Below are 25930 nucleotides of genomic sequence, written 5' to 3' on the forward strand. Positions count from 1 at the left end.
CATGGCCATCTCAATTAACAAGAAGCGTACGAACAAGAGCAAGTCTGCTTCGCGCAGCCGCCGCCAGCTTCGTATCCGTAAGCGCATCTCCGGTACGGCTGTACGTCCTCGTCTGGTCGTCAACCGTTCCGCACGCCACGTATTCGTCCAGGTTGTCGATGACACCAAGGGCCTGACCGTAGCGAGCGCCTCCACTCTGGAAGCCGACCTTCGTGCATTCGACGGCGACAAGACCGCCAAGGCCAAGCGCGTTGGCGAACTCGTCGCAGAGCGTGCCAAGGCTGCCGGTATCGAAGCTGTTGTCTTCGACCGCGGTGGTAACAAGTACCACGGCCGGATCGCCGCCGTCGCTGACGGTGCACGTGAAGGTGGGCTGTCACTGTGACGGAAGCAAACAAGGAAAAGGACACTGTGTCTGCAGATCAGAAGGCTACTGAAGCCGTAGCTGCCGCTGAGACCACTGCCCCCGCAGCTGCCGACGACCGCCGTGGCGGCGCTCGTCGCGGCGAGCGTGGCGACCGTGGCCAGGGCCGCGGCGAACGTGGTGGCCGTGGTGGCCGCGACGGCGGCCGCGAAGCCGAGAAGAGCCAGTTCGTAGAGCGCGTTGTCACCATCAACCGCGTCTCCAAGGTGGTCAAGGGTGGTCGTCGCTTCAGCTTCACCGCCCTGGTCGTCGTCGGTGACGGCAACGGCATGGTCGGCGTTGGCTACGGCAAGGCTAAGGAAGTTCCTGCCGCAATCGCGAAGGGCGTAGAAGAGGCCAAGAAGTCCTTCTTCCGCGTTCCCCGCGTTGGCAACACCATCCCGCACCGCGTTCAGGGTGAGGCCGCCGCAGGCGTTGTTATGCTGCGCCCGGCTTCCGCCGGTACCGGTGTTATCGCCGGTGGCCCGGTCCGTGCAGTACTGGAGTGCGTGGGCATCCACGACATCCTCTCCAAGTCGCTCGGTTCCTCCAACGCCATCAACATCGTTCACGCGACCGTTGATGCCCTCAAGCGCCTCGAAGAGCCGGCAGCAGTGGCAGCACGCCGCGGCCTGCCCCTCGACGAGATCGCTCCGGCGGCACTGGTGAAGGCCCTCCTGGCTCCGAAGGCAGGTGCGTAGTCATGGCTAAGAACCTGGTCCCCTCCGACGCACAGTTGGAGATCACTCAGATCAAGTCCGCCATTGGCGGCAAGCAGAACCAGCGCGACACCCTGCGGTCCCTCGGCCTGAAGCGGATCGGACACACCGTTGTCCGCACCGCCGACGCCGTGACCGTTGGAATGCTCAACACGGTTCCGCACCTGGTTCAGGTAGAGGAGGCGAAGTAACAATGGCAGAGAACACTCCTGCAAAGGCTCAGGACGCCGCTGCTGAGAAGCAGAACGCTCTGAAGGTTCACCACCTGCGTCCCGCCCCGGGTGCAAAGACCGCCAAGACCCGTGTTGGTCGTGGTGAAGCATCCAAGGGTAAGACCGCTGGTCGCGGTACCAAGGGTACTGCAGCCCGTTACCAGGTAAAGGCTGGCTTTGCCGGCGGCCAGCTGCCGCTGCACATGCGCCTGCCCAAGCTGCGCGGCTTCAAGAACCCGTTCCGCGTTGAGTTCCAGGTTGTGAACCTGGACAAGCTCAACGAGCTGTTCCCGGAAGGTGGCTCTGTCACCGTCGAGAACCTGGTCGAAAAGGGTGCCGTTCGCAAGAACCAGCCCGTCAAGGTGCTGGGCACCGGCGACATCACCGTCAAGGTAGACGTCACCGCCCACGCATTCTCGGCCAGCGCTGCTGAAAAGATCGCTGCAGCAGGCGGAAGCACCACCGCTCTCTAGAGCCGGTGGGCGCCAAGCCCGTTGTTGAACTCCCGGTACCGGGGCCCAGGCCCCGGTACCGGGAGTTTTTCACATCCGTCGGACGTGTTTTTCCCGCCACCGGGCGCACGCGGGCTTCCCCGGATTGTTCGCATGGCGCATCCAACCGTTAGACTCGGTTGTTGGGATTCTTAGATCCCCATCACACACTCTTATCCACACCACCAGGAGGACGCTTGCTTAGCGCATTTGGCCGGGCCTTTCGCACGCCTGATCTGCGACGCAAGTTGTTGTTCACGCTGGGAATCATCACCATCTTCCGCTTGGGTGCCTTCATTCCCTCGCCCGGTGTGAACTACCAGAATGTCCAGCAATGCTTGCAGAACGGTCAGACCGCAGGCGGCCTGTACCAGCTCGTTAACCTGTTCAGCGGCGGTGCGTTGCTCCAGGTGTCCATCTTCGCGCTGGGCATTATGCCGTACATTACGGCCAGCATCATCGTCCAGCTGCTCCGGGTGGTAATTCCCCGGTTCCAGGAGCTCTACGAAGAGGGCGCGGCCGGGCAGTCGAAGCTGACCCAGTACACCCGCTACCTCACAATCGCCCTGGGCCTGCTCAACGCCACCACACTGGTGTCCCTGGCGCGGTCCGGCCAGCTGCTTCCCGGCTGTAACCTGCCGATCATCCCCGATGACAGCGTGATCACCACCATCCTGATCATCATCACCCTGACGGCCGGCACCGGCCTGATCATGTGGATGGGCGAGCTCGTCACCGAGAAGGGCGTGGGTAACGGCATGTCCCTGCTCATCTTCACCTCGATCGCAGCGCAGTTCCCCACTTCGCTGGGTGCCATCTGGACGTCGCAGGGCCCGGGAACGTTCTTCATCGTCCTGGGCGTGGGCCTGCTGACGGTTGCCCTGGTGGTCTTCGTTGAGCAGTCCCAGCGCCGTATCCCGGTGCAGTATGCCAAGCGGATGATCGGCCGCCGCACCGTGGGGGGTACCAGCACGTACATCCCCATCAAGGTCAACATGGCCGGCGTTATCCCCGTAATTTTTGCTTCCTCGATGCTTTACCTGCCTGGACTGATCTCCCAGTTCAATCAGCCAAAGCCGGGCGAGCAGTTCCAGCCGTGGGTCGAATGGATCAACAACAACCTGACCCGCGGTGACCACCCGATCTACATGGCGATCTATTTCGCCCTGATCGTGTTCTTTACCTACTTCTACGTCGCGATCACCTTCAACCCTGAAGAGGTCTCGGACAACATGAAGAAGTACGGCGGCTTCATTCCAGGTATCCGCGCCGGTAAACCGACCGCTGACTACCTGCAGTATGTGCTTTCCCGGATCACGCTGCCCGGTGCCCTTTACCTGGGCTTCGTGGCGCTGATTCCGCTGGTGGCACTGGTACTGATCAACGCAAACCAGAACTTCCCGTTCGGTGGCACCTCGATCCTGATCATGGTGGGCGTTGGCCTGGAGACCGTCAAGCAGATTGATGCGCAGCTACAACAACGTCACTACGAAGGGCTTTTGCGATGACGAGAATGCTGATTATTGGACCTCCCGGTTCCGGAAAAGGAACGCAGGCGGAGCGGATTTCAGAGCGCCTTGGCGTTGTGGCCATCTCCACCGGCGATATCTTCCGCGCCAATGTAAAGGGCGAGACCCCGCTTGGCATCGAGGCCAAGAAGTACATGGACAACGGGGACTTCGTTCCGGACAGCGTCACCAACAAGATGGTGCGTGACCGCCTGAGCGAGCCCGACGTCGAAAACGGCTTCCTGCTCGACGGTTACCCGCGCACCACCGCGCAGGTTGACTACCTCGATGAGATCCTGGCCAAGGGCGAAGAGAAGCTCGACGTCGTCCTGCAGCTCACTGCCGACGACGAGGAGCTGGTCCACCGGCTGCTCGGCCGGGCCAAGGAAACGGGCCGGAGCGACGACAACGAAGCCGTCATCCGCCACCGCCTTGACCTCTACCACGAGCAGACCGAAGCCGTGGTGGCCAAGTATGCCGAGCGCGGCATCCTCACCCAGGTGGACGGCATCGGCCCCATCGACGAGGTAACGGACCGTGTCATGCAGGCCATAAAGGCCGCACAGGCCGCCTGATCCAGGCAAGCTTTTCCGAGGCTCCTCCCGGTACACGGGAGGAGCCTCAGCCATTTGAAAGGAAACACCATGGCCTTCGGCCAGCCCCGCATCGAATACAAGACCAACGCCCAGATGCGCACCATGCACGAGGCAGGACTGGTCCTGAGCCGTGCCTTGGATGCCGCAGTGGCAGCCGCCGTTCCCGGCGTCACTACCAAGCACCTGGATGACGTCTTCGCCGCTGTTTTGAACGAGGCAGGCGCGAAGTCCAACTTCCTCGGCTACCACGGGTTCCCGGCCACCATCTGCACCTCCGTCAACGAGGAAGTGGTCCACGGCATCCCCGGCAGCCGCGTCCTGAACGACGGCGACATCATCTCGATCGACGGCGGCGCCATCGTGAACGGCTGGCACTCCGACTCGGCCCGGACAGTCATTGTGGGCACGCCCGACCCCGAGGACAAGCGCCTTTCCGACGTCACCCACGCTGCCCTGTGGCGGGGGATCGCGACACTGGCCACCGGCAAGCACGTAGGCGATATCGGCGCCGCCATCGACGACTACGTCTCGTCCGTCCCCGGCAAACCACTGGGGATCCTCGAGGACTACGTTGGCCACGGCATCGGCTCCGAAATGCACATGGCACCGGACGTCCTGAACTACCGCACCAGCCACCGCGGCCCCAAGATCCGCCCGGGCCTCTGCCTGGCGATCGAGCCCATGCTGGTCCGCGGCGGCATTGAAACTGCGGTCCTGGAGGACGACTGGACGGTCATCACCACCGACGGCGCCCGCTCCTGCCAGTGGGAGCACTCAGTGGCCGTCCACGAGAAGGGCATCTGGGTCCTCTCAGCGCCCGACGGCGGCGCGGAGCACCTGGTGCCTCTCGGCGTCACCCCGGTGCCCATCCCGTAGGTTCCACGGAACAATGGGTGCCATGGGAGCGATCACCGATGTGCCCGGGATCCGGGTTGGCCACGTACAGAAGAACGGCGACGGCTGGCTGAGCGGGGTGACGGTGGTCCTGCCGCCGCCGGGCACCGTGGGATCGGTGGATGTCCAGGGTGGCGGACCGGCCACCCACGAGACCGACGCCCTGGATCCCACTACCCTGGTCAGCGTCGTGGACGCCGTGGTCCTCACCGGCGGCAGCGCGTACGGCCTCGCCTCGGCTGCCGGCGCCCAGCGCTGGTGCGAGGAGAACAACCGGGGCTTCGCTGTTCCCGGGGGAGTGGTACCGATCGTCCCGGCAGCCGCCATCTTCGACCTCGGCCGCGGCGGTGACTTTTCAGCGCGTCCGACGCCGGACATGGGCTACGCTGCAACCGCCGCCGCTGCCGCTGAGAAGGACGGGCACGGCGTCGGACGCGGCAACGTAGGCGCCGGCACCGGAGCAGTCATCGCCCGGAGGTATAAAGGCGGCGTGGGTACCGCCTCGGTCACCCTTGAGAACGGTGTCGTTGTCGGTGCCCTGGTGGTAGTCAACGCGCTGGGATTGCCCTTTGGGACGACCCACGTCGGCGGTGACGCGGCCGCAAAGCCGGCGGCGGCCCAAGCGCCGCCTTTTAATACGACCCTTGTCGTCGTCGCTACCAATGCCGTTCTTGATGCTGCCGAGTGCAAGCGGACTGCTTCTGCCTCGCATGCCGGGATTGCGCGGGCACTGAATCCTTCCCACACGTTGGCGGATGGGGACACGGTCTTCTGCCTGTCCACCCAGGCTGTGGCACTTGACCGCAGTAACGAAGCTGCCCGGCAGGTCAGCCTCATTACATTGCAGAGTGCGGCAGCCGCCGTCGTACGCCTGGCCATCCTGGATGGGGTGGCCAGCGCCGCGGCCGTGAGCACTTCAGCCGGTGATTATGGTGTGTACGGTGCCGAGTAGGTTACTATTGCCGATTTAACTTTTGCGGCCAGACAGAGTAGTGTTGTTTGTTGGTTGTCTGGACTGCCACGCCCTTTTGGGGCCTGGAACTGACAATCGATCCAACAAAAACGTTCGTGGTCATGCCCGGTGCAATCCGGCGGGACTGCGGCAACAACAGTTAGCGGAGGGTATGGCCAAGAAGGACGGGGTCATTGAGATCGAAGGCGTTGTGACCGAGGCGCTGCCTAACGCGATGTTTCGCGTTGAGCTCACCAACAAGCACATCGTACTGGCACACATCTCTGGAAAGATGCGTCAGCACTACATCAGGATTCTCCCTGAGGACCGCGTAGTGGTGGAGCTGAGCCCGTACGACCTCACCCGTGGTCGTATCGTCTACCGCTACAAGTAAATTGCTGGGCGGCCTCAGTGTGAACTGAACGCCGCTCCAGTTGACCAACTGTTACACGCAAAGGAATGCCATGAAGGTCAAGCCGAGCGTCAAGCAGATCTGCGAAAAGTGCAAAGTGATCCGCCGTAATGGCCGGGTCATGGTGATCTGCGAGAACCCGCGCCACAAGCAGCGCCAGGGCTAATTCCCTTCCTCGGGAATTCCTGGGTTGCTAACCCACGCAAGTAAATAAAGGCAGCACAAGCTGATCTGGGACGTATGGAGCCCGGACAGCTAACCCCCGGTCGGAGGCTGGGGCCGCATGGAACATGCGGGTGTACTGCCTACGACCTCCGGTTTATCAAGGAGTACTGCCACTATGGCTCGTCTCGCTGGCGTAGACATTCCCCGCGAAAAGCGGCTGGAAATTGCGCTTACTTACATCTACGGCGTGGGCAAGACCCGTGCACACGAAACCCTGGCTGCCACTGGCATCAGCGCTGACGTTCGCGTCAAGGACCTGACTGATGCCCAGCTGGTTGAGCTGCGTGACTACATTGAAGGCAACTACAAGGTTGAGGGTGACCTTCGCCGCGAAGTAGCAGCAGATATCCGCCGCAAGGTTGAAATCGGCAGCTACGAAGGCCTGCGCCACCGCAAGGGCCTGCCCGTACGCGGACAGCGTACGAAGACCAACGCCCGTACCCGCAAGGGCCCGAAGCGCACCGTCGCCGGCAAGAAGAAGGCACGCTAAACCTCCCCACTTGCTCCCTGAAATCGCCGGCGCGATTTCAAGGAACCCTGCAAGTGTGGGCCCAGGTTAACGGCCTTCCCCCAATAAACTTTCTGTAGGAGAAATAATGCCCCCGAAGACTCGTGGCGCGGTTCGCAAGCCGCGTAAGAAGGACAAAAAGAATATCGCGCTTGGCCAGGCGCACATCAAGAGCACGTTCAACAACACCATCGTTTCCATCACGGATCCGAGCGGCGCTGTTATCTCTTGGGCTTCCTCAGGTGAGGTTGGCTTCAAGGGCTCGCGTAAGTCCACCCCGTTCGCTGCCCAGATGGCTGCTGAAGCTGCTGCAAAGCGCGCCCAGGAGCACGGCATGCGCAAGGTTGACGTTTTCGTGAAGGGCCCGGGCTCGGGACGCGAAACCGCGATCCGTTCGCTGCAGGCTGCCGGCCTTGAGGTTGGCTCCATCCAGGACGTGACCCCCGCCGCCCACAACGGCTGCCGTCCGCCGAAGCGCCGCCGCGTCTAAGGCTTACCCGCCTAGGAGCTTGCCCGGACCGTTGATGGTCCGGGCAAGCCCAGCGCGTTAAGTCTTCAGACCGAATTTCCACCACCTGTGTTGCGTCATATAGCGGATGCTCGCCGAAAGGAAACCTAAGTGCTCATTGCACAGCGCCCCACCCTCTCCGAAGAGGTAGTCTCCGAAAACCGTTCGCGTTTCATCATTGAACCGCTGGAACCGGGCTTCGGCTACACCCTCGGAAACTCCCTCCGCCGTACCCTGCTCTCCTCCATCCCCGGTGCTGCTGTAACCAGCATCCGGATCGATGGCGTGCTGCACGAGTTCACCACGGTTCCGGGTGTCAAGGAAGATGTCACTGAGATCATCCTGAACATCAAGAGCCTCTCGGTTTCCTCCGAGCACGATGAGCCGGTTGTTGCTTACCTGCGCAAGCAGGGCCCCGGAGTCGTCACCGCCGCGGACATCGCTCCGCCGGCCGGCGTCGAATTCCACAACCCGGATCTGCACATCGCCACGCTGAACTCGAAGGGCAAGTTCGAACTCGAACTGACCATCGAGCGCGGCCGCGGCTACGTTTCGGCAGCTCAGAACAAGTCCGGCGACGCGGAGATCGGCCGTATCCCGGTCGACTCCATCTACTCGCCGGTGCTGAAGGTTACTTTCCGCGTGGAAGCAACCCGTGTTGAGCAGCGCACCGACTTCGACAAGCTGATTGTCGACGTCGAGACCAAGCAGGCTATCGCCCCGCGCGATGCTGTTGCTTCCGCAGGCACCACCCTGGTGGAGCTCTTCGGTCTGGCACGTGAGCTGAACACCGCAGCTGAAGGTATCGAGATCGGCCCGTCGCCCACCGACGCTGCCCTGGCAGCCGACATGGCACTGCCGATCGAGGATCTGGACCTCACCGTCCGTTCCTACAACTGCCTCAAGCGTGAGGGCATCCACACCGTGGGTGAACTCGTTGCCCGCTCCGAGGCTGACCTGATGGACATCCGCAACTTCGGTGCCAAGTCCATTGACGAGGTCAAGGCAAAGCTGGTTGAACTGGGCCTGTCCCTCAAGGACTCGCCTCCCGGTTTTGACCTCGCAGCACGCGCCGCAGCAATCGAAGAGGACGACGCCGCCTTCGGCGACGACGAACTCTAAACCAGACCTTGGCCGGCGGGCCGCACCATGGTGTGCGGCTCACGGCTTCCACATGAGGAGAAACAATTATGCCTACCCCCACTAAGGGTCCGCGCCTCGGAGGCGGCCCGGCTCACGAGCGCCTCATGCTCGCGAACCTGGCAGCATCCCTGTTCGAGCACAAGCGGATCACCACCACGGTGACCAAGGCCAAGCGCCTGAAGCCGTACGCAGAACGCCTGGTCACCTTCGCCAAGCGCGGCGACCTCGCTTCCCGCCGCCGCGTGCTCGGCCTGATCAGCAACAAGGGCGTCGTCCACGAGCTGTTCACCGACATTGCCCAGGCAGTGGAGAACCGCGACGGCGGCTACACCCGCATCACCAAGATCGGCAACCGTAAGGGCGACAACGCTCCCATGGCTGTCATCGAGCTCGTTCTTGAGCCCGTTTCCGCCAAGCAGGCCGTAGTGGCCGAGGCTACACAGGCTGCCGCCAAGGCTGCTCCCGCTGCCGAGGAGGCTCCCGAGGCTGAGGTCGCCGAGACCGAAGCTGCTGAGGCTCCCGCCGAGGAAACCGCCGAGGCTCCTGCCGCTGAAGAGGCTGCAGCCGAAGAGGCTCCGGCCGCTGAGGAAGCTCCCGAGGCTCCGGCCGCTGAAGAGAAGGACGCGAAGTAATTCGCTGATTTTCTTCGCATAGACTTAAGTCTATGAACGACCAAAAACCCGCGGCCCCCGTTTTGGGGGGCGGCGGGTTTTTGCGTGTCCGGCTGGATTTGTCGTACGACGGCGGCCCCTTCAGCGGGTGGGCCCTGCAGCCGGGCCTGCGGACCGTCCAGGGCGCCCTCGAAGAGGCCCTGCAGCTGCTGGTCCGGCGCCCGGTCCGCGTGACCGTGGCCGGCCGCACAGACGCCGGCGTGCACGCACGCGGCCAGGTGGTGCACCTGGACCTCAACGAGGCCGAGTGGCTGGGACTGCCCCGCGGGCACGAACTCGATCCCGCCGTCGCCATGCTGCGAAGGATCCGCGGTGCCCTGAGCCGCGTGCTCGGTGACCTGACCGGGGCTGTGGAGGTCCACCGGATCTCACTGGCGCCGGAAGGGTTTGATGCCCGGTTCTCGGCCCTCTGGCGGCGCTACAGCTACCGCATCGCAGACGGACCCGCGCTCTGGGATCCGCTGGGCCGGTACTCCACCCTGTGGCACAAAAACCCGCTGGACGTGTCCCTGCTGAACGAGGGCGCCTCGAAGCTGCTGGGGCTGCAGAACTTCCTGTCCTTCTGCAAGCCGCGCGAAGGTGCCACCACCATCCGTGAACTGCAGCGTTTCGAGTTCGCGCGCGCGGAGGACGGCGTCATTGTGGCCACTGTCCAGGCCGACGCCTTCTGCCACAACATGGTGCGGGCCCTGATCGGTTCCGCCCTGTACGTGGGGGAGGGCGTTGAGGAGCCGGGGTGGCTGTACGAGCGGCTGCTCGCCCGGAAGCGTGACGCCAAGTCCGTGCTGGCGGCGCCGCACCCGCTGGTGCTGGAGGAAGTGGCTTACCCGTCCGACGACGAGCTGCTGGCACGCGCGGAACTCACCAGGGCGCTGCGGGAGTACTAGAACGCCGGCGGCGGGCCTTCGGCCGGCAGGGTCAGGGTGAACGTGCTGCCCTTGCCCTCGCCGCTGACGCAGGAGATCTGCCCGCCGTGGCGCTCCACGATCATCTTGGTGATCGACAAGCCGAGCCCGGCGCCGGCGATGGCCGCCTCCCTGGCGGACTCAGTGCGGAAGAAGCGCTTGAAAACCCTGTCCCTGTCCTCACTGCTGATGCCCATCCCGGTGTCGGTGACGCTGAGCTGCACCCACTCCCGGCTGCTGCGGGCGCTGATGCTGACGGTGCCTCCGCCGGGGGAGTACTTGATGGCATTCGACACGAGGTTGTCCAGCGCCTGACCGATCCGGAGCGGGTCCGCGTACGCCCACAGGGGCGAGGGAACGTCCGCTGAAAGGCGGATGTTGGCAAGCTCGGCCTGGGCCTGGGCTGAGCCGATAGTGGTTTCCACCAGACTCGCCAGGTCCGTCCGCTTGGGATGGACATTGAGCGCCGCCGACGCCGATGCCGACAGATCAGCAACCAGGGCCAGCAGCCGTTCGGCGTTCCTCTGCACCACCACCAGGCGCTGGGCCACCTGCGGCGGCAAGGCGGCAACGTCGTCGAGCACCAGGTCCACGTTGCCGATGATGGAGTTCAGCGGCGTCTTGAACTCGTGGGTCACGTTGGACACCAGCTCCTGGTTGGCCGCCAGCGCCTCCACCCAGCCAGTCACATCGCTGTAGACAACCACGGCACCGGTCAGCTGGCCGGCCTCGCTCACCAAGGGCCGGGCGGCGGTGGACACCGCCCGCTGGTCCGCTCCCTCCCCGGCCCACACCAGGTAGTCGGCGAAGGATTCGCCGGCGATGGCGCGGCTGATGGGGCGCTTCTCCGGGGGCAGCAGGGTCCGCCTGTCCTGGCCGAAGATCAGCTGGTGGCCCTGCCCGGGCACAACGTCGTCCGCGTGGGTGGCTTGGCGGAAGCTTCGCTGCCGGCTGTTGGACACCAGGAAGTGGCCGGAGGGGTCGACGGCGGCGATTCCCACGTCCGTTGCGTCCAGGACCGTCTCCAGCAGCTTTTCCCGTTCCCTGCTTTCGCGCAGCAGCGCCCGGAGTTCCGTGTCCTTCTCCGCCAGCTCACGCTGTTGCAGCCTCACGTGGATGCTGGCGAACCTGATGGCGAGGGACACCGCGAATGTCATCAGGGGAAAGAGGAATGTACTGGTGATATCCGAGGCGGTCAGGTTGGGGAACCGTCCGGCGAGCGTGGGGACCATGATGAACATAGGTCCGAAGAAGCTCAGGACCAGGCTGCTGCGCGTGAGCATCCCCGAGGCGGAAAGCCAGATCACCGGGAAGACTGCCAGGACCGCCAGTCCGGGGAGCAGGGGAGCGGCGCCGTTCCGGAGCAGCCCGATGGCCACAAAGTCCAGGATGGGAATCAGGAGGTAGGGGCGGTGTGCCAGGCGCTCCCAGGGAACAAGGAGGCAGCCCAGGAAGAGCGCGCCAGAGAGGATGATCCCCGCCAGGTACAAGGGACTGTGCAGGAGCGTGGGCCAGGCGAAGGGCGTTGCTACAGCGAGGGCCGCCACGATCAGGGTCAGCGGCAACTGGCACAGTGCCACCTGGGAGCGCGGGCCGAGCGCCTGGAAGAACCGCGCGGACCTGCGCGGAAAGAGGCGGTCAGCCACGGACCCTGCCCCGCCCGGACAGGGCAGTTAACCTGACGCCAGGCACAGGTGCATCCAAATTCCTGTAAGGCACGCTGACACATCCTCTCCCGGCTCGTAGTCCACATGTTCTGTCATAATAATTGACTTTTCAAATGCTATGTTGAAACAGGTGTCATCAGCCTCACTTACTTGTAGCGTATAAAGGGTTGGAGTGGGAATGGCATTGGCGCTGGGCCAATGGGGGGCCATGACCGCCTGGCGCAGGGATATCAATGGACGATCTTGGTGTGGCTGTAGTAATTGAAGACGACGCCGATGTGCGGAACCTCCTTGAGGGAGTGTTGAGCCAGGCGGGTTTTGAGGTGCATACAGCCGTTGACGGGCGGGCCGGCGTGGAAGTGGTCCGCAGCAAGCAGGCCAACGTGGTGACGCTGGACATCGGGCTGCCGGACATCGACGGTCTCGAAGTCCTGCGGCGGATCCGCAACTTCAGCAACGCCTACATTGTGATGCTCACCGGCCGGACGGAGGAGCCGGACCTGTTGTCCGCGCTCAACGCAGGCGCCGATGACTACATTGCCAAGCCCTTCCGGCCCCGCGAGCTGCGGGCCCGGGTGGCTGCGATGATGCGCAGGCCGCGGCACGAGATCACCGGACCAAAGCCGGCGTTGGCGGGGTGGGGAGCGGCGCCCGCAGCGGCAGCCCGTCCCGAGGACACCGCGGTCCTGCAGCATAACGGCCTGGAGCTGAACCACCGCACGCGCACCGTGGAGGTCAATGGGGAACCGTTGACCCTCACGCGCAGCGAGTTTGATCTGCTGCACGTGCTCCTGAGGGGCGGCGGGGCGGTGTGTACCCGGGCGGATCTGGTGCGGGCAGTCCGGGGCGAGTTCTACGACGAGGACACCTACATCAGTGAGGCAGACGAACGTGCTGTCGAGGTCCACATCGGCAATCTTCGGCGCAAGCTGAAAGAGGATCCCGTCTCGCCCCGCTGGCTGCAGACCGTTCGGGGCGTGGGATACCGCCTGCCGCCCAGCCGGCAGGACGCAGGGAAGGGCTGACTGCGGACAGCTGGACAGCGAGGGGCGCGCGGTTCAGCCGTTCTTCAGGATGTATGTGGACTGCAGCTCGGATACGGTCTGGCCGCCGTCCTGGGCAACCCGCTCCATCAGGACCTGCCCCTGGCCGAATTCGCCCTGCCGGATCAGGGTCTCCAGGAGTTCTGCCAGTTTCGCCAGGCGCACCCCGCCCACCATGGCGGAGCTGATCTTGAGGCTGATGGCGGCATCCAGGGCGGACTCAATGTCGCGGCTGTTCACGGCTTCGGCCAGCCGGGCGCAGCGCTGGTCCCACATGGCCGCATAGTCACGGGCGAACCGCTGCGCGAGGCCGGAGCCGGCCAGTTCGTCTTCCAGCTCCTCCAGCACGGCGGCGTCAACGAGCGGCAAGAGCCCGGCGGCTTCCTGTGAGACAGCGGAACCGGTGGTTGCTGAGATCCCGGGCCGCGGCGGGTCCGCAGCTGGGCCCCTGTCGCTGGAGCCGGGATCTGGACTTTGCATTCTTCAAGGCTACTTCCTGGAATTCGATGGTTGTCCTATTTCGGGTGATCCTGTGTAAACCTTGAGGGATCTTTTAGGGTCCGGCTATGGGGTCCTATTGGCTGCTGAAGGTGACGATGGTGTTGATGACGGCGGGTCCGAGAATTGCGATGAACAGCACCGGGAATATGAAGAACAACAGCGGAAACAGGATCATCACCGGCAGTTTCATGGCCTTTTCTTCAGCGCGCTGCCTGCGCTTCACCCGCATTACTTTTGCCTGGACCCGGAGGACCCGGCTGATCGCGATGCCGTAGGTGTCCGCCTGCACCACTGCCTGGACAAAGCTGCGCAGCTCCGGAATGTTGGTCCTCTCAGCCAGGGCGAGGTAGGACTCCCGGCGGCTGCGGCCCACCTGCATGTCTTGCAGGGTCCGCACGAGTTCCTCCGCCAGCGGTCCTTTGCCGTTGTCCCCGGCGCGCGCCATCGCGCCCTCGAAACCCAGGCCGGCCTCAACGGAGATCAGCATCTGGTCCAGGGTGTTGGCGAGTTCCAGCTGGATGACCTTCTGTCGCTCCAGCCCTTTGCTGTAGAGCAGGAGGTCCGGGATGAAGTAGCCCAGGAACAGCAGGAACAGCCCTGCCAGTTTCATAATGGGCGTGCTGCCCACCGAACTCAGGTAGACGCCGGCGGTAACGCCCGCCACGCCTATGCCGAGTTTGGACCCCAGCACTTTGCCCAGGGGCATGGACACGGGCCTGCCGGCCAGGGCCAACAACCGGTCAAGGAACGCGACATAGGCAGGAGGAGTAAGCCGCCGGCCGATGCCTTCGAGCAGGCCGGGTTTGGCGGCGGGAACGGCAGCCAGAGGAGGGGCCCCGCGGGACAGCAGGTCGTTGACCGCCACGCGGCCCTGCTTGTCCACGGTCAGGATTGACCATGCCAAGGCGCCGACGGGGACACAGACCAGCAGGACGGAGAGGAGAACTATCAGGTTCATGGCATCCTCAGAACTTCAGGTCGATGATCTTGCGCATCCAGAGTGCGCCGATGGTCATGAGAACGAACGATGCGCCGATCATCACCCAGCCCAGGGGGTGGGTGAACATCGAATTCATGTAGTTCGGGCTTACGGACAGGAGCATGGCCACGATGCCGAAGGGCATGGCGATAAGGATGTAGGCGGAGAACTTCCCCTCGGCCGCCAAAGCCTTGATGTGTCCCTTGATCTCGGCGCGCTCGCGGATGGTTTCGTTGACCTGGTCCAGGACGTCCGCCAGGTTGCCGCCTACTTCGCGGTTGATCTGGATGGCCTGGGAAATCCAGACAAAGTCCTCGTTCTTCATCCGGTCAGCGGTGTCGTTGAGTGCTGCGAGCAGGTCGCGGCCCAGGCTGGTCTCGGTGATCACCCGCCGCATCTCCTCCGAGGTCGGTTTCTGGGATTCGGCGGCGGCTGCATCGATGGCGCGCAGGATGCTGTGTCCGGCGCGGAGGCCGCCGGAGAGGAGCTGGAGGGTGTCGCCGAGCTGGCTGTCGAACGCGGCGCGGCGTTTCCCGGCGAGGAATCCCAGGACCAGCTTCCCCACGAAGGGTGCGAGCAGGGCCAGCAGGATTCCCACCAGCGGTCCCACAGTGACAGCGCCGACCAGCATTCCCACGCACGCACCGATGCCCACCAGCAGGAAAAACTCGGCCTGGCTTAGCCGGAGCCCGGCGTCTTCGAGTTCCGCCCTGGAGAAGAGCCGGACGTTCCGTCCTTCGAGTAGCCGTTCGAAGGACCGTACGCCGGAGAGCGCCAGTCGGGAGATCGACGACGGCGGCTCGGCCTCGAAGGGGCGGCGGCGGTCCAGTGGCACTTCCGGAGTGCTGGGCAGCAGCACGGCTACCCCCAGGAGGGTGACGGCGAGCAGCAGGATGACTGCTCCGGCAGCGAGGATCACGGCTGTGCCTATCTTCCGGGTGTTTGGTGTGCGGGGTTCTGCGGACCGGCGAAGACGCTGGGGGAGACGTGGATGCCCAGGTCCTCGAACCGGTCGATGAACCGGGGCCTGATTCCTGTGGCTACGGGTTTGCCCAGGAAACGGCCGTGGGCGTCCACGCCGGCGGAGTAATCGAAGACGAACGCGTCCTGGAGGGTCACGATGTCCCCTTCCATGCCCTGGACTTCGGTGACGTGGGTGATCCGGCGGGAGCCGTCGCGCAGCCTGGAAATCTGGACAATGAGGTTGACGGCGGAGGCAATCTGCTCGCGGATGGCGCGCAGCGGCAGGTCCATGCCGGCCATCAGCACCAGCGTCTCAAGTCGGGCAACGGCATCGCGGGGCGAGTTGGAGTGCACGGTGGAGAGGGAGCCGTCGTGGCCGGTATTCATGGCCTGGAGCATGTCCAGCGATTCCCCGCCACGGACCTCACCCACCACAATCCGGTCCGGCCGCATACGCAGGGAGTTGCGGAGCAGCTCGCGGATGGTCACTTCGCCCTTGCCTTCGGTGTTCGGCGGCCTGCTTTCGAGCCGGACCACGTGCTGCTGCTGGATCTGGAGTTCCACCGCGTCCTCGATGGTGACGATCCGTTCGTCGGACGGGAGGAAGGAGGACAGCACGTTGAGCAGCGTGGTCTTGCCGGTACCGGTACCGCCGGAGACGATGATGTTGAGCTTGGCCTTGACGCAGGCGTTGAGAAGCTCTGCCATCTCCGGGGTCAGGGTTCCGAAGTCGATCAGGTTCTGGACCGTCAGCGGTGTCTTGCTGAACTTTCGGATGGTCAGCGAGGAGCCGCCGACGGCGAGGGGCGGGATCACTGCGTTAACACGGGAGCCGTCCTCGAGGCGGGCGTCCACCAACGGGGAGGACTCGTCGATGCGGCGGCCAACCTTGGAGACGATGCGCTCGATGACCTTGCGCAGGTGCTCCTCGGAGCTGAACCGGAATTCGGTGAGTGTCAGCTTGCCTTTGCGCTCCACATAGATCTGGTCCATGCGGTTGACCATGATTTCCGTGACGGCGGGATCGTCCAGCAGGCGTTGGAGGGGGCCATAGCCCAGCACGTCATCCGCCACATCCCGGACCAGCCGGGTGCGTTCCTCGGGGCTGAGCGGTACCTGTTCGGCGTCGATGATCCGGGTCAGTTCCTCCTTGGCGGTGGCCCGAAGTTCCTGCTCGGTGACGGCCGCGTCGTTGAACCGTGTGCCCATCCGCTCGAAAAGTGCGGTGGCCGCCCTGTCCTTCATGGCTGCGAAGACATCAACCTTGGGTGAGGTGGGCACTGAGGGGGTGCCGGCGTCGTACGCTGGCGTTAAAGGAACCTGCTGGGCCGGAGCGTGCCGCACCCCGCCGTCCTGGGAGGGGGGCACGACGGCGGGGCGTGGCGGTTCGAGAACGGCAACACTGCTGCCGGTCGCCTGGGCGCGGTCCTGGACGGCGCTGATCCGTTCGGAGAGCTTCATTAGATGACCACCCTTCGGTGAAGCTTGCGCTGGGCCTGGGCGCGCCATGCGGGGTTGAACCTTTCCACCAGGTGGCGGAGGCTTTTCACGGCCGGGTCCTTCTTGGATTCCTGGAGGACGGGGATGCCGCGGTTGGTGGACAGTGCCACCGCGCGGGACCGGGGGACGCTGATGTCTACCGGTGCGCCGATAGTGGATTCGACGTCGCGGACGTTCAGGCCTGCCTTGGGATCGGCCATGTTGAGGACAACGTGGCGCGATTCGGGCATGATGTCGAGCTGGCGGAGCACCTCGAGGCCGGAGCGGAGGCCTCGCAGGCTGGGGATGTCCATGGCGCTGACCCACACCACGTCCGTGCACTGTTCCATGGCGGCGAGACCGATTTCGGGCATGCCGGGGGCGGTGTCCAGGACCACGTACTGGAATTCGTGGGACAGCTGTTCCACCAGGCGGCTGACCTGTTCCGGGGTGATGTGGTCCGCGTCCACCGGGTTGGGCGGGGCGCAGAGCGCGTAGATACCGGCCGGGTGCACGGTGAGGAAGGCCTTGAGGACCAGGGTGTCCTGGGCGGCTGCGGGCGTGACGGCATCGGTGACGGTGTGCTGCGGGTTGAGGTAGAGGCCGGACGCGACGTCCCCGAACTGCAGGTCCAGGTCCACGATGACCACGCTCATGGGCGCGATCTGGCCCAGGCCGATGGCGATGTTGGTGGCGAGCGTGGTTTTGCCGACGCCGCCCTTGGGGGAGAAGACGCCGATCACCAGGCCCTTGCCGTTCTCTGTTTGTTGAGCTTCAGGGCTGCGGTGGCGGGTGGCGAAGGACTGGCAGGCGCGTTCGAGCAGTACGCGGATTTCCGCGGCGTCCGCCTGCGGGCTGAGGATGTCCCGGATGCCGGCGCGCATGGCGTGCAGCAGGAGGGCCGGGTCCACGTCGCTGACCAGCACCAGGCTGAGGCCGGGGAGCTGGACGTCGAAGACCTTCGCGAAGCGCAGCGCTTCCTCGTAGGGGACGTCGGGTCCGATGATGAGGACTTCCGGCTGTTCCTGGTTGAGGAGGGCGAACAGTTCCTGCGGGCCGGCCGGGAGGATGTCCGAGGCGATGGTCTGGACGGAGCCCCGCAGGCCGTTGGCGACGGCGGTGCGCAGCTTCTGGTCGAAGTCGCCGTTGGGGGAGAGCAGGACGAAGCGGCTCACTTGTACACCACTTCCTTGCGCTCGATCCGAGGGCCGTTGTCCTGGGCATCCAGGGGTTCCTTGGTGAGCCAAAGGCTGCCGTTGATGGAGGTGAAGATGATCTTGCTGGCATCCACATCGTTCACTGCCACGGTCAGCATGAGGGAGCCTTCCGGGAGGGTGGTGTCCGCGGGGTTGGTTCCGTCCTCGGCCTTTTCGGCGCTCGCGGCCTGGGGTGCCCGCTGCACGGCGGTGACGAGTACTTTGCGGAGGGTGAGTTGGGTGGTGGCGTCGGCGGCGGCGGCCTTGACGGCGCCGTTTTCGAAGTTGAGTGAGATGCCCACGTGGTCGCCGACGTTGATGCGGCCGCCCACGACTCGTTTGGGTTCCACCTCGAAGGAAACTTCCTGCAGGCCTGCGGGCACCTCGACGGCGCCTTGGGCTTTGACGTCCTCGGGGGCGACAAGTCGCTCGGCGAGGAGCTGTTCGCCGGGTACCAGGTCCACGGCGCTGACGGTGCCGGCTTTGTCGTCGATGGTGCTGAGGGCGGTGTCTGAGACGCCGGCGGCCGGCATTTTTTCCACGGCCAGCGAGGCCGCCATGTCATTCACTGGGGTGCCGGCGGGGATTGCGGCCTTGACGACCAGTACGTCCTTGGGCTGTGTGGAAGCCAGCGCCCGCTGGTCTGCGCCTTGGGCATAAAAGACGATGAGGAGGGCCCCTACGATCGCCAAAGCGACCGCAGCCGTTCCGGCGAGCATGCGAGACTTCACTTTCAACTCCTGGGTAAGGGCTTACTGGTCTTAGAGGACGGGGCGCGCGATCGTGGCGCCGTAAGCGTCGACGGGGCCGAGGGTGTAGCCGTCGGCCAGGGAAACGTATTTGATGAATTTGCCGATGACGCCGCGGCATTCACCTTTGCATTCGGTCGCGGTGGTGACGCCGGTCGTCGTCGACTTTTCAGCCTGATGCTCGTAGGGCAGGCCGGTTCCGCCGCTGAATTTCCAGCCGGTGACTTCGAATGCGGCAAAGGACACCAGTCCGTAGATGGCGCCGGAGCCGGTTCCGGTGACTTTGTTGAAGACCGGCAGCAGGACGACGATTTTTCTTCCTGCAGCCATTTCGCTGGCCCAGCGGCTGAGCTCGGTTGAGCAGTTTCCCGGGGCGTTGTTGCCGGGGTCGCTGCCGCCTTCGCTCACCGCAAGGTCAATGGTTCCGCCGCATGCCCCGGGATCCTGGACCAGCCAGCCGTAACCGCCCTCGACTGCTGCCCCGGACGGGCCGTAGTTGCAGTCTGCGTTTTGGTTCTTGCCGTGTTCCTGAAGGAGCTGCAGCGAGCCGCCGATGTTGTCCTTGACCTGGCAGACAGAGAATGCCAAGGGAAAAGCGGTCCGGCCGGCCTTGGGACTTCCCCATATCGCGGACGCGCGCGCCCCCACCTCCTTGACGGGAATGCCGAGGACATCCGCGAAAAAGAGGGAGACAGAGTTGTCTGCTCCGCCGGCTTCCTTGGCCGACGTGGTGACGCTGACCTTCCGGTTGGTCTTGTCCAGGTCGATGCTATAGACCTTGCTCAAGCCGTCCAGCGCGTTCTGGTTGGCGAGGCTGCCGGCGAGTGTCGATGTCGCAGAGCAGTTGGTGTCTGCGGCATCTTTGGCGCACTTTTGGGCGAGTGCGATAGCCGAGGCGTCCGCCCCGTTCTGCAACTGGGCGCGTTCCGAGTAGATGACTCCGACGTCCACGGCGATCGCCGCGAAGCCGAGGAGGGTTACGAGGAGGATGGCCACGATGACGCTGATGGCACCACGCTCGTTGGTTGCTTGGCCGTTGGTCAGCCGCCGCACAGCATGACCCCCTTGCCCGTCATCGGGAAGGGGCCCGCGATGCCGGTGATGGTGGACAGATTGTACTTGATGGTGAGCGTGACCTGTGCGCCGGTGCTGCAAACGTCGGTGCTCAACGTGACATCCGAAGTCGGTATCGTCGCGCTGATCGACGCGGCCGCATTCTTCGCCGCAGTTTTCGCGCCAGTTGGGTCGTTGCCAATCGCCATAACCCGGACCCCATCACGCGCCGCATTGGTCAGGGTGATCTGGGCGTTGTAGGCTCGGCCAAATTCGATGGTGCCCAGGACCAGCATTAAGAGGAGGGGCAGCAGGATCGCGAATTCGACGGCGGCTGCACCGCGCTCCGATTCGTGTGACACCTGCTGCACCTCCTCTCCAATGTCTCGTTTTGCCCCTGCTGCTGGAGGCGGTGCGGTTCCGATATGGGGTCCGGAACCGACTGGTGGGCGAACGCCGCAGGCTAGAGCTGGTTGTTTACGGAGTCGAAGAGACCGTCCAGCTTGGTGCCCAGCAGGTTGACAGCCACGATGATGACGACGGCGATGAGGCCAACCATGATGCCGTATTCGACAGCGGTTGCGCCCTTTTCGTTCTGGAGACGGGTCTTGAGGTTGAAACCGAGGGTCTGAAGGGTAGCGATAAGGGAAAGCATTTTGTACTCCTGAGCGAGTCGGATGGCTGGCCCTGCACCAGCTCTAAAACGAAGTTAGCAACGCTTTGAAGGCTCACGACCGGATCTTGGGACATCCTGCGCGAAGGCTTTTCTGCCTGTACTTTCCTTGCGCTTTTGCTTGGCTTACGCTGCGCCAACGCTGCGAAGCGCAAGAGCCGGGCGCACAAACGGACCCCCTCGGTTCTGGGTGCCGAGGGGGTCCGGTCTGGGGGCGCCGATTGGCGCGGGGGTGGGGGCCTAGGTAAATGCCTCGACGATCTTGATGGCTGCCGGCCCGAGGAGAACGATGAACAGGACCGGGAAGATGCAGAGCAGGAGCGGGAAGAGCACCTTCACAGGCAACTTCATCGCCTTCTCTTCGGCCCGTTGACGTCGCTTCACCCTGGCCTGTTTGGCTTGGGTCCGAAGAACCTTGGCAATGCCAATGCCGTACTTGTCTGCTTGCACCACTGCCCGAACGAAGCTCCGCAGGTCTTGGACAGATGAGCGGTCCGCCAATGCCTGATAAGCATCCTGCCGGGGGCGCCCTACTTGGATGTCCTGGAGGGTGCGCATCAGTTCCTGGGCGAGGGCCCCTCCGCCGTAATTTCCGGCTCTGGCCATGGCAGCTTCAAACCCGAGCCCGGCCTCCACTGAAATGAGCAACTGATCCAGGGTGTTCGGCAGTTCGAGCTCGATTTCCTGCTGGCGCTTGATGCCCTTGTTGTAAATCAGCAGGTCGGGGACGAAGTAGAGAAAAGCCGTCAGGAACAGCCCCAGCGCGATCACCTGTGCTGACGGGGAATTCGCGTACATCAGCAAACCCAGCACAGCGCCTGTCAGCGCGAGCAAAGGCTTCCCGATAATGAGTTTGTCCAAAGGCAGTGATGCCGGTCGCCCCGCGAGAGACAGCCAGCGGTCCAACTTGGCCTCATAACCTGTCGGAGTCAGGCGCCTGGACAGGTCCAGCAGCGCAGGCGGCCGTTGGATCGCCAGGCCTCCCTCCTGCGTGAAGCCCTGAGTCAGATTCGTTTGAACTGCGATTGCTGCCTTGCGGTCAGTTGTTGCCAGTCCCCAGACGAGGTAGGCAAGCGGAAACACAATGAGTGCGATAAAAAGCCATGCTAAAGGTGTCACGGAGTCCCCCTAGAACTTGATCTTCACGACGCGGCTCATCCAGAAGCCGCCGACGCTGAACATAAGCACGGCCATGACGAGCATCAGCAGGCCGAGCGGCTTCTCAACGAACACATTGAGATAGCCGGGGTTGATGAATGCGAGAATGAATGCGACGCCCACTGGCATTGCCATCAGCACATAGGCCGACATCTTTCCCTCCGCGCTAAGCGACCTGATCTGGCCCTTGATTTCGCTCCGCTCACGTATGGTTCCTGCCACCTGCTCTAGTACTTCTGCCAGGTCACCGCCCACTTCACGATTGATCTGGATCGCCTGGGATATCCACCGGAAATCCTCGCTGTCCATGCGGTCGGCAACGTCGTCGAGGGCAATTCGTGCGTCCTTGCCGATCCGGGTTTCGTTGACGATACGGAGGAGTTCCTCGGAGGTGGGCGCATCAGCCTCTTGTGCGGCAGCTTCAACGGATCGCAGAACACTGTGCCCTACTCTGAGCCCGCCGATGAGCATCTGTATCGTGTCCGTCAGCTGTTCCTCGAACCTTGCCCGACGCTTGTCGCGGAGAATGATCAGGACAACCTTGGCCAGAAATGGTGTCGCTGCTCCGGCCAGAAGACCGAGGAAGGGGTGGGTGAGCAGCGCTGCAAACGCCGCGATCAGCACTGATGCGAGGGCTACGCCAACTGTGAAGTCTGCGGGAGCCATTTTGAGTCCTGCGTTGTAGAGCACCTCACGGTTGTATGGTCCTCCGGACTCACCGATGACGGTCTCGACCGCGTTAACGGCCGTTTGCGATACCCGGGCCACCACTGACTTGTCATGCTGGGTGCCGATCCGCCGCCGTTCCAGGGATATCAATCCGAACTTCGGTTTGAAGACCACGAAAATCAGCAAAATTATGGCTGACAGGCAGAGTGCCACCGCAAGCACGAACACCATGGGGGACTCCACGGCTACCGCCTTCCTATTGGGGCCACTCCGGCCCCAAAGACTGCGGGTGATACGGAAATGCCCAGTTCCGCAAACCGGTCCAGAAAACGCGGACGAATGCCAGTTGCTATTGGCTTGCCGAGGAACCGTCCCTGGGCGTCCATGCCGGCTGAGTAGTCGAAGAGGAATGCATCCTGGAGGGTAACGATGTCGCCTTCCATACCTTGGACCTCTGTCACATGGGTTACGCGCCGGCTGCCGTCACGAAGGCGGGTTACCTGGATGATCAGGTCCACCGCCGACGAGACTTGCTCTCGAATGGCCCGCAAAGGAAGGTCCATACCGGCCATGAGCACCAAGGTTTCCAGACGGGCCACTGCGTCCCTCGGGGAGTTTGCGTGCACTGTAGACAGCGAACCATCGTGGCCCGTGTTCATTGCTTGCAGCATGTCCAGGGACTCCCCGCTTCGAACCTCACCCACAATGATCCGGTCGGGCCTCATGCGAAGGGAATTCCGGACAAGCTCACGAATCGTCACTGCCCCCTTACCTTCAATGTTCGGCGGCCGGCTCTCCAACCGGACAACATGTTCTTGCTGCAGTTGCAACTCGACGGCATCCTCGATGGTGACGATGCGGTCGTCAGGTGGAATGAACGAGGAAAGGACATTGAGCAAGGTGGTTTTGCCGGTGCCCGTGCCACCCGAAACGATGATGTTCAAGCGGGCACGAACGCAAGCGCTCAGCAACTCAGCCATCTCAGGAGTCAATGAACCCCAATCAATCAGGTTCTGTACCGTCAGAGGCACGTGGCTGAACTTTCGTATAGTTAGTGAGGGCCCGTTGACTGCCAGTGGCGGAATGATGGCATTAACCCTGGAACCATCCTCCAGACGCGCATCCACCAGCGGCGAGGACTCGTCGATCCGGCGGCCAACCTTGGACACGATGCGTTCGATGACAGTCCGGAGGTGCTCATCCGAGCTGAAGCGTGTCCCAGTCAGCGTCAAATGTCCGTGGCGTTCGATGTAGATCTGGTCAAAGCGGTTGACCATGATCTCCGTAACGGAGGGGTCCTCCAACAACCGCTGCAGCGGGCCGTAACCCATCACCTCATCCGCGATTTCACGAATCAGCCTGCGACGTTCCTCTGGAGAAAGCGGAACCTGTTCTTGGTCAATGACAGTTGACAGTTCCTCCACAGCAGAGGCGCGAAGGGCTTCTTCCGAGGAACTGGTGTCACCAAACCGGGTGCCCATCCGTTCGAAGAGCGCCTGGGCGGCTCTCTGTTTCAGATTGGCCAGCGCGTCGACGGGCGGGACCGGCGTGGGCGCCGGCGCCGCCCCTGGCAAAGACAGGAGCGATGGCGGTGCCGGCGAAACCGGAACGTGGATGTCCGGTGCAGGTGCCGGCGACGTGGCATTTTGATCGGCGTTGGTCCTGGAAAGCCGGTCTGAAAGTTTCATGAGACAACCACCCGTCGGTGAAGCTTGGTCTGCGGGGCGGCTACCCATTGCGGATCAAAGCGGTCCACCAGCTTCTTAAGACCCTTGGACGCGGAGTCCCTGGCGTTGCTCTGCAGGATGGGTATGCCCCGATTTGTGGAATATGGAAGGGTCTTGGAGCGCGGAACGACTGTATCCACGGGAACTCCGATGGTTGCTTCAACATCCTGGACTGAAATTCCGCTCTTGCGGTCGGCGAAATTCAAGACGGTGTGCCGGCCTTGGGGCAGCAGCTGGAGTTCCCGGAGCACTGCAAAGCACTTATGCAGCCCGCGAATGCTCGGTACGTCCATGCCGCAAACCCAGACGCCGTCGGTCGCCTGTTCCAGGGTCGCAAGCACATGCTCGCCGAGCCCGGGTGCGGTGTCGACGACTACATACTTGAATTCGCTTGCCAGCTGATTGATGAGCCTGGTGACGTGTTCCGCCGTTATTGAATCCGATTCGGCTGGAGTCTTTGGTCCGCACAGCGCATAGATTCCCGCGGGATGAACTGTAAGAAAGGCCTTCAGCACCATTGAGTCCTGGGAAGCCGCTCCATGGACTGCATCGGTGATCGAATGTTCCGGCTCAAGCAAGAGCCCGGAAGCAACATCCCCAAACTGCAGGTCAAGGTCAACAAGCACCACGCTCATGGGTGCAACTTTTCCTAGCCCGATTGCCAGATTCGTCGCCACAGTGGTCTTGCCGACACCTCCTTTGGGCGACATGACCGCAATGACCCTTCCGCGATCCTGATGTCCTTCGGCGGCAGGAGCCATGCCGCGACGACGACTTGCGGAAGCCAGGCAGGCGCGTTCCAGAAGTACCCGGAGTTCACTCGATCCGATTTCCGAGGAAACGACGTCCCGAATACCGGAATGCATTGCCCGTAGTACAAGTTCAGGGTCTGGCTCTGCAATGAGGAGGAGACTGATCTCCGGGTACTGCAGGTCGAAGACGGTAGCCAGCTTGAGTGCGTCGTCGGGGGCAACACCCGGACCGAGAATGAGAACTTCCGGTGGCGCCCCATTGAGCTGCTTGAAGACGTCGTCAGGTCCACCTGCAAGCACTCCGGGTGAAAGGGTTTGCAGCTCACCGTGGAGGGCGCCGCTGATGGCCTGCCGGATGCGCCCTTCAAAGTCCCGTACAGCGGTAATGGCTACGAAGCGGCTCATCAGTACAGCCCTCCGAAGGTCGTGGCGGGAGGATCGGTTTTTGTTGTGGCATCGGTTTGCTTGGCCAGCCAGAGCTTCCCAAACTCAGCGCTGTAAATCAGCTTCGATGCGTCGGCGTCGCTTCTGGCGAAAGTGATAAAGGCGGACCCACTGGGCATCTCAACCGCAGGTTCGGAAGAGCCTGTACCCGAGCTGTTGCTGCCTTCAGATGGTGCCTTTTGAACGGCGGTTATCAGGACGTCGTGGAACAGCAAACCCGTGGACTTGTTCCAGCCGCGGATTTCGGCGGGTATTGCATCCGCAGGGCCATCGGGGGTTTCAAAGGAAGTGTAAATAGTTACGGTGTCTCCGGCTTCAAGCCGGCCGCCAAGGATGCGTTCGGGGGATAGCAGGAGAGTGACCTCTTCGAGTCCCTCCGGGACTGGAACAGTGCCGGGAGCCAGATCGCGGGGATCTACCAACCGGGCGGCGAGCAGTTGCTCTCCGGGCTCCAGGCCGACGGCAGTGACCTTTCCGTCCTGCTGATCCAATGTCGCCAAGGCCCCTTCAGGAACCGCGGACTTGGGGATCGACTCAACTCGAATTTTGCCGGCAAGATCTGCTGACTTGGTTCCCGCCGGCACCTGTTCCGTGACGACCAGGACGTTCACAGGTTCAAGGCCTGCTTGGGCGCGCGCTGACGCGCCCTGTACATAAACAAAGAGGAGAATGGCTCCAACTACTGCCAGCAGTAATGCAGCTAAGCCTCCCAGTAGGCGTGATTTCACTT

Annotated in this window: 31 protein-coding genes; 16 read left to right on the forward strand and 15 right to left on the reverse strand. The window is 63.2% G+C overall.

Annotated features, from left to right (window positions below; translation table 11 throughout):
* Position 1: 1 nt before the first annotated feature.
* The 15 genes from rplR to AC3A4Z_RS04730 all read left to right on the forward strand — a co-directional run bounded on the left by rplR (position 2) and on the right by AC3A4Z_RS04730 (position 10129).
* On the forward strand, positions 2 to 385 hold the full coding sequence (rplR, locus tag AC3A4Z_RS04660; protein WP_079596676.1) for a 50S ribosomal protein L18: 384 nt from the start codon (positions 2 to 4) through the stop codon (positions 383 to 385).
* The gene (gene rpsE / locus AC3A4Z_RS04665; protein ID WP_050054321.1) at positions 382 to 1104 is read left to right on the forward strand and encodes a 30S ribosomal protein S5; all 723 of its coding nucleotides are present in this window, start codon (positions 382 to 384) and stop codon (positions 1102 to 1104) included. The genes rplR and rpsE overlap by 4 nt, the downstream gene beginning before the upstream one ends.
* A 2-nt stretch (positions 1105 to 1106) precedes the next feature.
* Entirely contained in the window at positions 1107 to 1313 is a 207-nt protein-coding gene (rpmD, locus tag AC3A4Z_RS04670) for a 50S ribosomal protein L30 (protein ID WP_050054322.1), read from the forward strand.
* A gap of 2 nt (positions 1314 to 1315) precedes the next feature.
* Entirely contained in the window at positions 1316 to 1807 is a 492-nt protein-coding gene (rplO, locus tag AC3A4Z_RS04675; RefSeq protein ID WP_142057503.1) for a 50S ribosomal protein L15, read from the forward strand.
* A 215-nt stretch (positions 1808 to 2022) separates the two neighbouring features.
* Positions 2023 to 3333, forward strand: coding sequence for a preprotein translocase subunit SecY (gene secY / locus AC3A4Z_RS04680; RefSeq protein ID WP_498710397.1), 1311 nt, complete (start codon positions 2023 to 2025; stop codon positions 3331 to 3333).
* A 5-nt stretch (positions 3334 to 3338) separates the two neighbouring features.
* A complete protein-coding gene (locus AC3A4Z_RS04685) occupies positions 3339 to 3908 on the forward strand; it encodes an adenylate kinase (protein WP_498710398.1) in 570 nt (189 codons plus the stop codon).
* A gap of 69 nt (positions 3909 to 3977) precedes the next feature.
* A complete protein-coding gene (gene map / locus AC3A4Z_RS04690; RefSeq protein WP_498710399.1) occupies positions 3978 to 4805 on the forward strand; it encodes a type I methionyl aminopeptidase in 828 nt (275 codons plus the stop codon).
* Between the two features lie 22 nt (positions 4806 to 4827).
* A complete protein-coding gene (locus AC3A4Z_RS04695) occupies positions 4828 to 5775 on the forward strand; it encodes a P1 family peptidase (RefSeq protein ID WP_498710401.1) in 948 nt (315 codons plus the stop codon).
* 172 nt (positions 5776 to 5947) lie between these two features.
* The gene (gene infA / locus AC3A4Z_RS04700; RefSeq protein ID WP_009358723.1) at positions 5948 to 6169 is read left to right on the forward strand and encodes a translation initiation factor IF-1; all 222 of its coding nucleotides are present in this window, start codon (positions 5948 to 5950) and stop codon (positions 6167 to 6169) included.
* A gap of 70 nt (positions 6170 to 6239) precedes the next feature.
* A complete protein-coding gene (gene rpmJ, locus AC3A4Z_RS04705) occupies positions 6240 to 6353 on the forward strand; it encodes a 50S ribosomal protein L36 (RefSeq protein WP_009358722.1) in 114 nt (37 codons plus the stop codon).
* Positions 6354 to 6527: 174 nt separating this feature from the next.
* Positions 6528 to 6902, forward strand: a complete 375-nt coding sequence (rpsM, locus tag AC3A4Z_RS04710) for a 30S ribosomal protein S13 (protein WP_003803743.1) — start codon at positions 6528 to 6530, stop codon at positions 6900 to 6902.
* 106 nt (positions 6903 to 7008) lie between these two features.
* Positions 7009 to 7410: a 30S ribosomal protein S11 gene (gene rpsK / locus AC3A4Z_RS04715; RefSeq protein WP_018760435.1), complete on the forward strand. Its 402-nt coding sequence runs from the start codon at positions 7009 to 7011 to the stop codon at positions 7408 to 7410.
* Between the two features lie 129 nt (positions 7411 to 7539).
* Positions 7540 to 8550 (forward strand): DNA-directed RNA polymerase subunit alpha, encoded by a 1011-nt coding sequence (locus AC3A4Z_RS04720; protein ID WP_013601812.1) that lies wholly within the window; start codon positions 7540 to 7542, stop codon positions 8548 to 8550.
* Between the two features lie 68 nt (positions 8551 to 8618).
* Positions 8619 to 9203 (forward strand): 50S ribosomal protein L17, encoded by a 585-nt coding sequence (gene rplQ, locus AC3A4Z_RS04725; RefSeq protein ID WP_498710402.1) that lies wholly within the window; start codon positions 8619 to 8621, stop codon positions 9201 to 9203.
* Between the two features lie 32 nt (positions 9204 to 9235).
* Positions 9236 to 10129 (forward strand): tRNA pseudouridine synthase A, encoded by an 894-nt coding sequence (locus tag AC3A4Z_RS04730; protein WP_498710403.1) that lies wholly within the window; start codon positions 9236 to 9238, stop codon positions 10127 to 10129.
* Here the strand turns inward: AC3A4Z_RS04730 and AC3A4Z_RS04735 are convergent.
* Positions 10126 to 11793: a sensor histidine kinase gene (locus AC3A4Z_RS04735; RefSeq protein WP_498710405.1), complete on the reverse strand. Its 1668-nt coding sequence runs from the start codon at positions 11791 to 11793 to the stop codon at positions 10126 to 10128. The genes AC3A4Z_RS04730 and AC3A4Z_RS04735 overlap by 4 nt on opposite strands.
* 254 nt (positions 11794 to 12047) lie before the next feature.
* Between AC3A4Z_RS04735 and AC3A4Z_RS04740 the strand changes: the two genes are divergently transcribed.
* Positions 12048 to 12839 (forward strand): response regulator transcription factor, encoded by a 792-nt coding sequence (locus tag AC3A4Z_RS04740; protein WP_498710406.1) that lies wholly within the window; start codon positions 12048 to 12050, stop codon positions 12837 to 12839.
* A gap of 33 nt (positions 12840 to 12872) precedes the next feature.
* Here AC3A4Z_RS04740 and AC3A4Z_RS04745 read toward each other — a convergent pair whose 3' ends face one another.
* From AC3A4Z_RS04745 to cpaB (AC3A4Z_RS04810), 14 genes are all read right to left on the reverse strand, one after another.
* Positions 12873 to 13337, reverse strand: coding sequence for an Hpt domain-containing protein (locus tag AC3A4Z_RS04745; protein WP_498710408.1), 465 nt, complete (start codon positions 13335 to 13337; stop codon positions 12873 to 12875).
* A 94-nt stretch (positions 13338 to 13431) separates the two neighbouring features.
* Positions 13432 to 14316 carry a type II secretion system F family protein gene (locus tag AC3A4Z_RS04750; RefSeq protein WP_498710410.1) on the reverse strand — a complete coding sequence of 295 codons (885 nt, stop codon included), beginning with the start codon at positions 14314 to 14316 and terminating at the stop codon, positions 13432 to 13434.
* Positions 14317 to 14323: 7 nt separating this feature from the next.
* Entirely contained in the window at positions 14324 to 15256 is a 933-nt protein-coding gene (locus tag AC3A4Z_RS04755; protein ID WP_498710411.1) for a type II secretion system F family protein, read from the reverse strand.
* Between the two features lie 8 nt (positions 15257 to 15264).
* Positions 15265 to 16761 carry a TadA family conjugal transfer-associated ATPase gene (locus AC3A4Z_RS04760; protein ID WP_498710413.1) on the reverse strand — a complete coding sequence of 499 codons (1497 nt, stop codon included), beginning with the start codon at positions 16759 to 16761 and terminating at the stop codon, positions 15265 to 15267.
* Positions 16761 to 17954, reverse strand: a complete 1194-nt coding sequence (locus AC3A4Z_RS04765; RefSeq protein ID WP_498710415.1) for a CpaE/TadZ family protein — start codon at positions 17952 to 17954, stop codon at positions 16761 to 16763. Before AC3A4Z_RS04765 ends, AC3A4Z_RS04760 begins: the two co-directional genes overlap by 1 nt.
* A complete protein-coding gene (cpaB, locus tag AC3A4Z_RS04770) occupies positions 17951 to 18706 on the reverse strand; it encodes a Flp pilus assembly protein CpaB (protein WP_498710417.1) in 756 nt (251 codons plus the stop codon). Before cpaB (AC3A4Z_RS04770) ends, AC3A4Z_RS04765 begins: the two co-directional genes overlap by 4 nt.
* A gap of 30 nt (positions 18707 to 18736) precedes the next feature.
* Entirely contained in the window at positions 18737 to 19777 is a 1041-nt protein-coding gene (locus tag AC3A4Z_RS04775; RefSeq protein ID WP_498710418.1) for a pilus assembly protein TadG-related protein, read from the reverse strand.
* Positions 19765 to 20139, reverse strand: a complete 375-nt coding sequence (locus AC3A4Z_RS04780) for a TadE/TadG family type IV pilus assembly protein (protein ID WP_498710420.1) — start codon at positions 20137 to 20139, stop codon at positions 19765 to 19767. Before AC3A4Z_RS04780 ends, AC3A4Z_RS04775 begins: the two co-directional genes overlap by 13 nt.
* Positions 20140 to 20240: 101 nt before the next feature.
* Entirely contained in the window at positions 20241 to 20432 is a 192-nt protein-coding gene (locus AC3A4Z_RS04785; protein WP_498710421.1) for a Flp family type IVb pilin, read from the reverse strand.
* A 258-nt stretch (positions 20433 to 20690) separates the two neighbouring features.
* Positions 20691 to 21569, reverse strand: a complete 879-nt coding sequence (locus tag AC3A4Z_RS04790; protein ID WP_498710422.1) for a type II secretion system F family protein — start codon at positions 21567 to 21569, stop codon at positions 20691 to 20693.
* A gap of 9 nt (positions 21570 to 21578) precedes the next feature.
* The gene (locus AC3A4Z_RS04795) at positions 21579 to 22508 is read right to left on the reverse strand and encodes a type II secretion system F family protein (RefSeq protein WP_498710423.1); all 930 of its coding nucleotides are present in this window, start codon (positions 22506 to 22508) and stop codon (positions 21579 to 21581) included.
* A gap of 14 nt (positions 22509 to 22522) precedes the next feature.
* A complete protein-coding gene (locus AC3A4Z_RS04800; protein ID WP_498710425.1) occupies positions 22523 to 23965 on the reverse strand; it encodes a TadA family conjugal transfer-associated ATPase in 1443 nt (480 codons plus the stop codon).
* A complete protein-coding gene (locus AC3A4Z_RS04805; protein WP_498710427.1) occupies positions 23962 to 25161 on the reverse strand; it encodes a CpaE/TadZ family protein in 1200 nt (399 codons plus the stop codon). The genes AC3A4Z_RS04800 and AC3A4Z_RS04805 overlap by 4 nt, the downstream gene beginning before the upstream one ends.
* A complete protein-coding gene (gene cpaB / locus AC3A4Z_RS04810) occupies positions 25161 to 25928 on the reverse strand; it encodes a Flp pilus assembly protein CpaB (protein ID WP_498710428.1) in 768 nt (255 codons plus the stop codon). Before cpaB (AC3A4Z_RS04810) ends, AC3A4Z_RS04805 begins: the two co-directional genes overlap by 1 nt.
* Between the last annotated feature and the right edge of the window lie 2 nt (positions 25929 to 25930).

This window comes from Arthrobacter sp. Soil_C_49, from assembly GCF_057656635.1.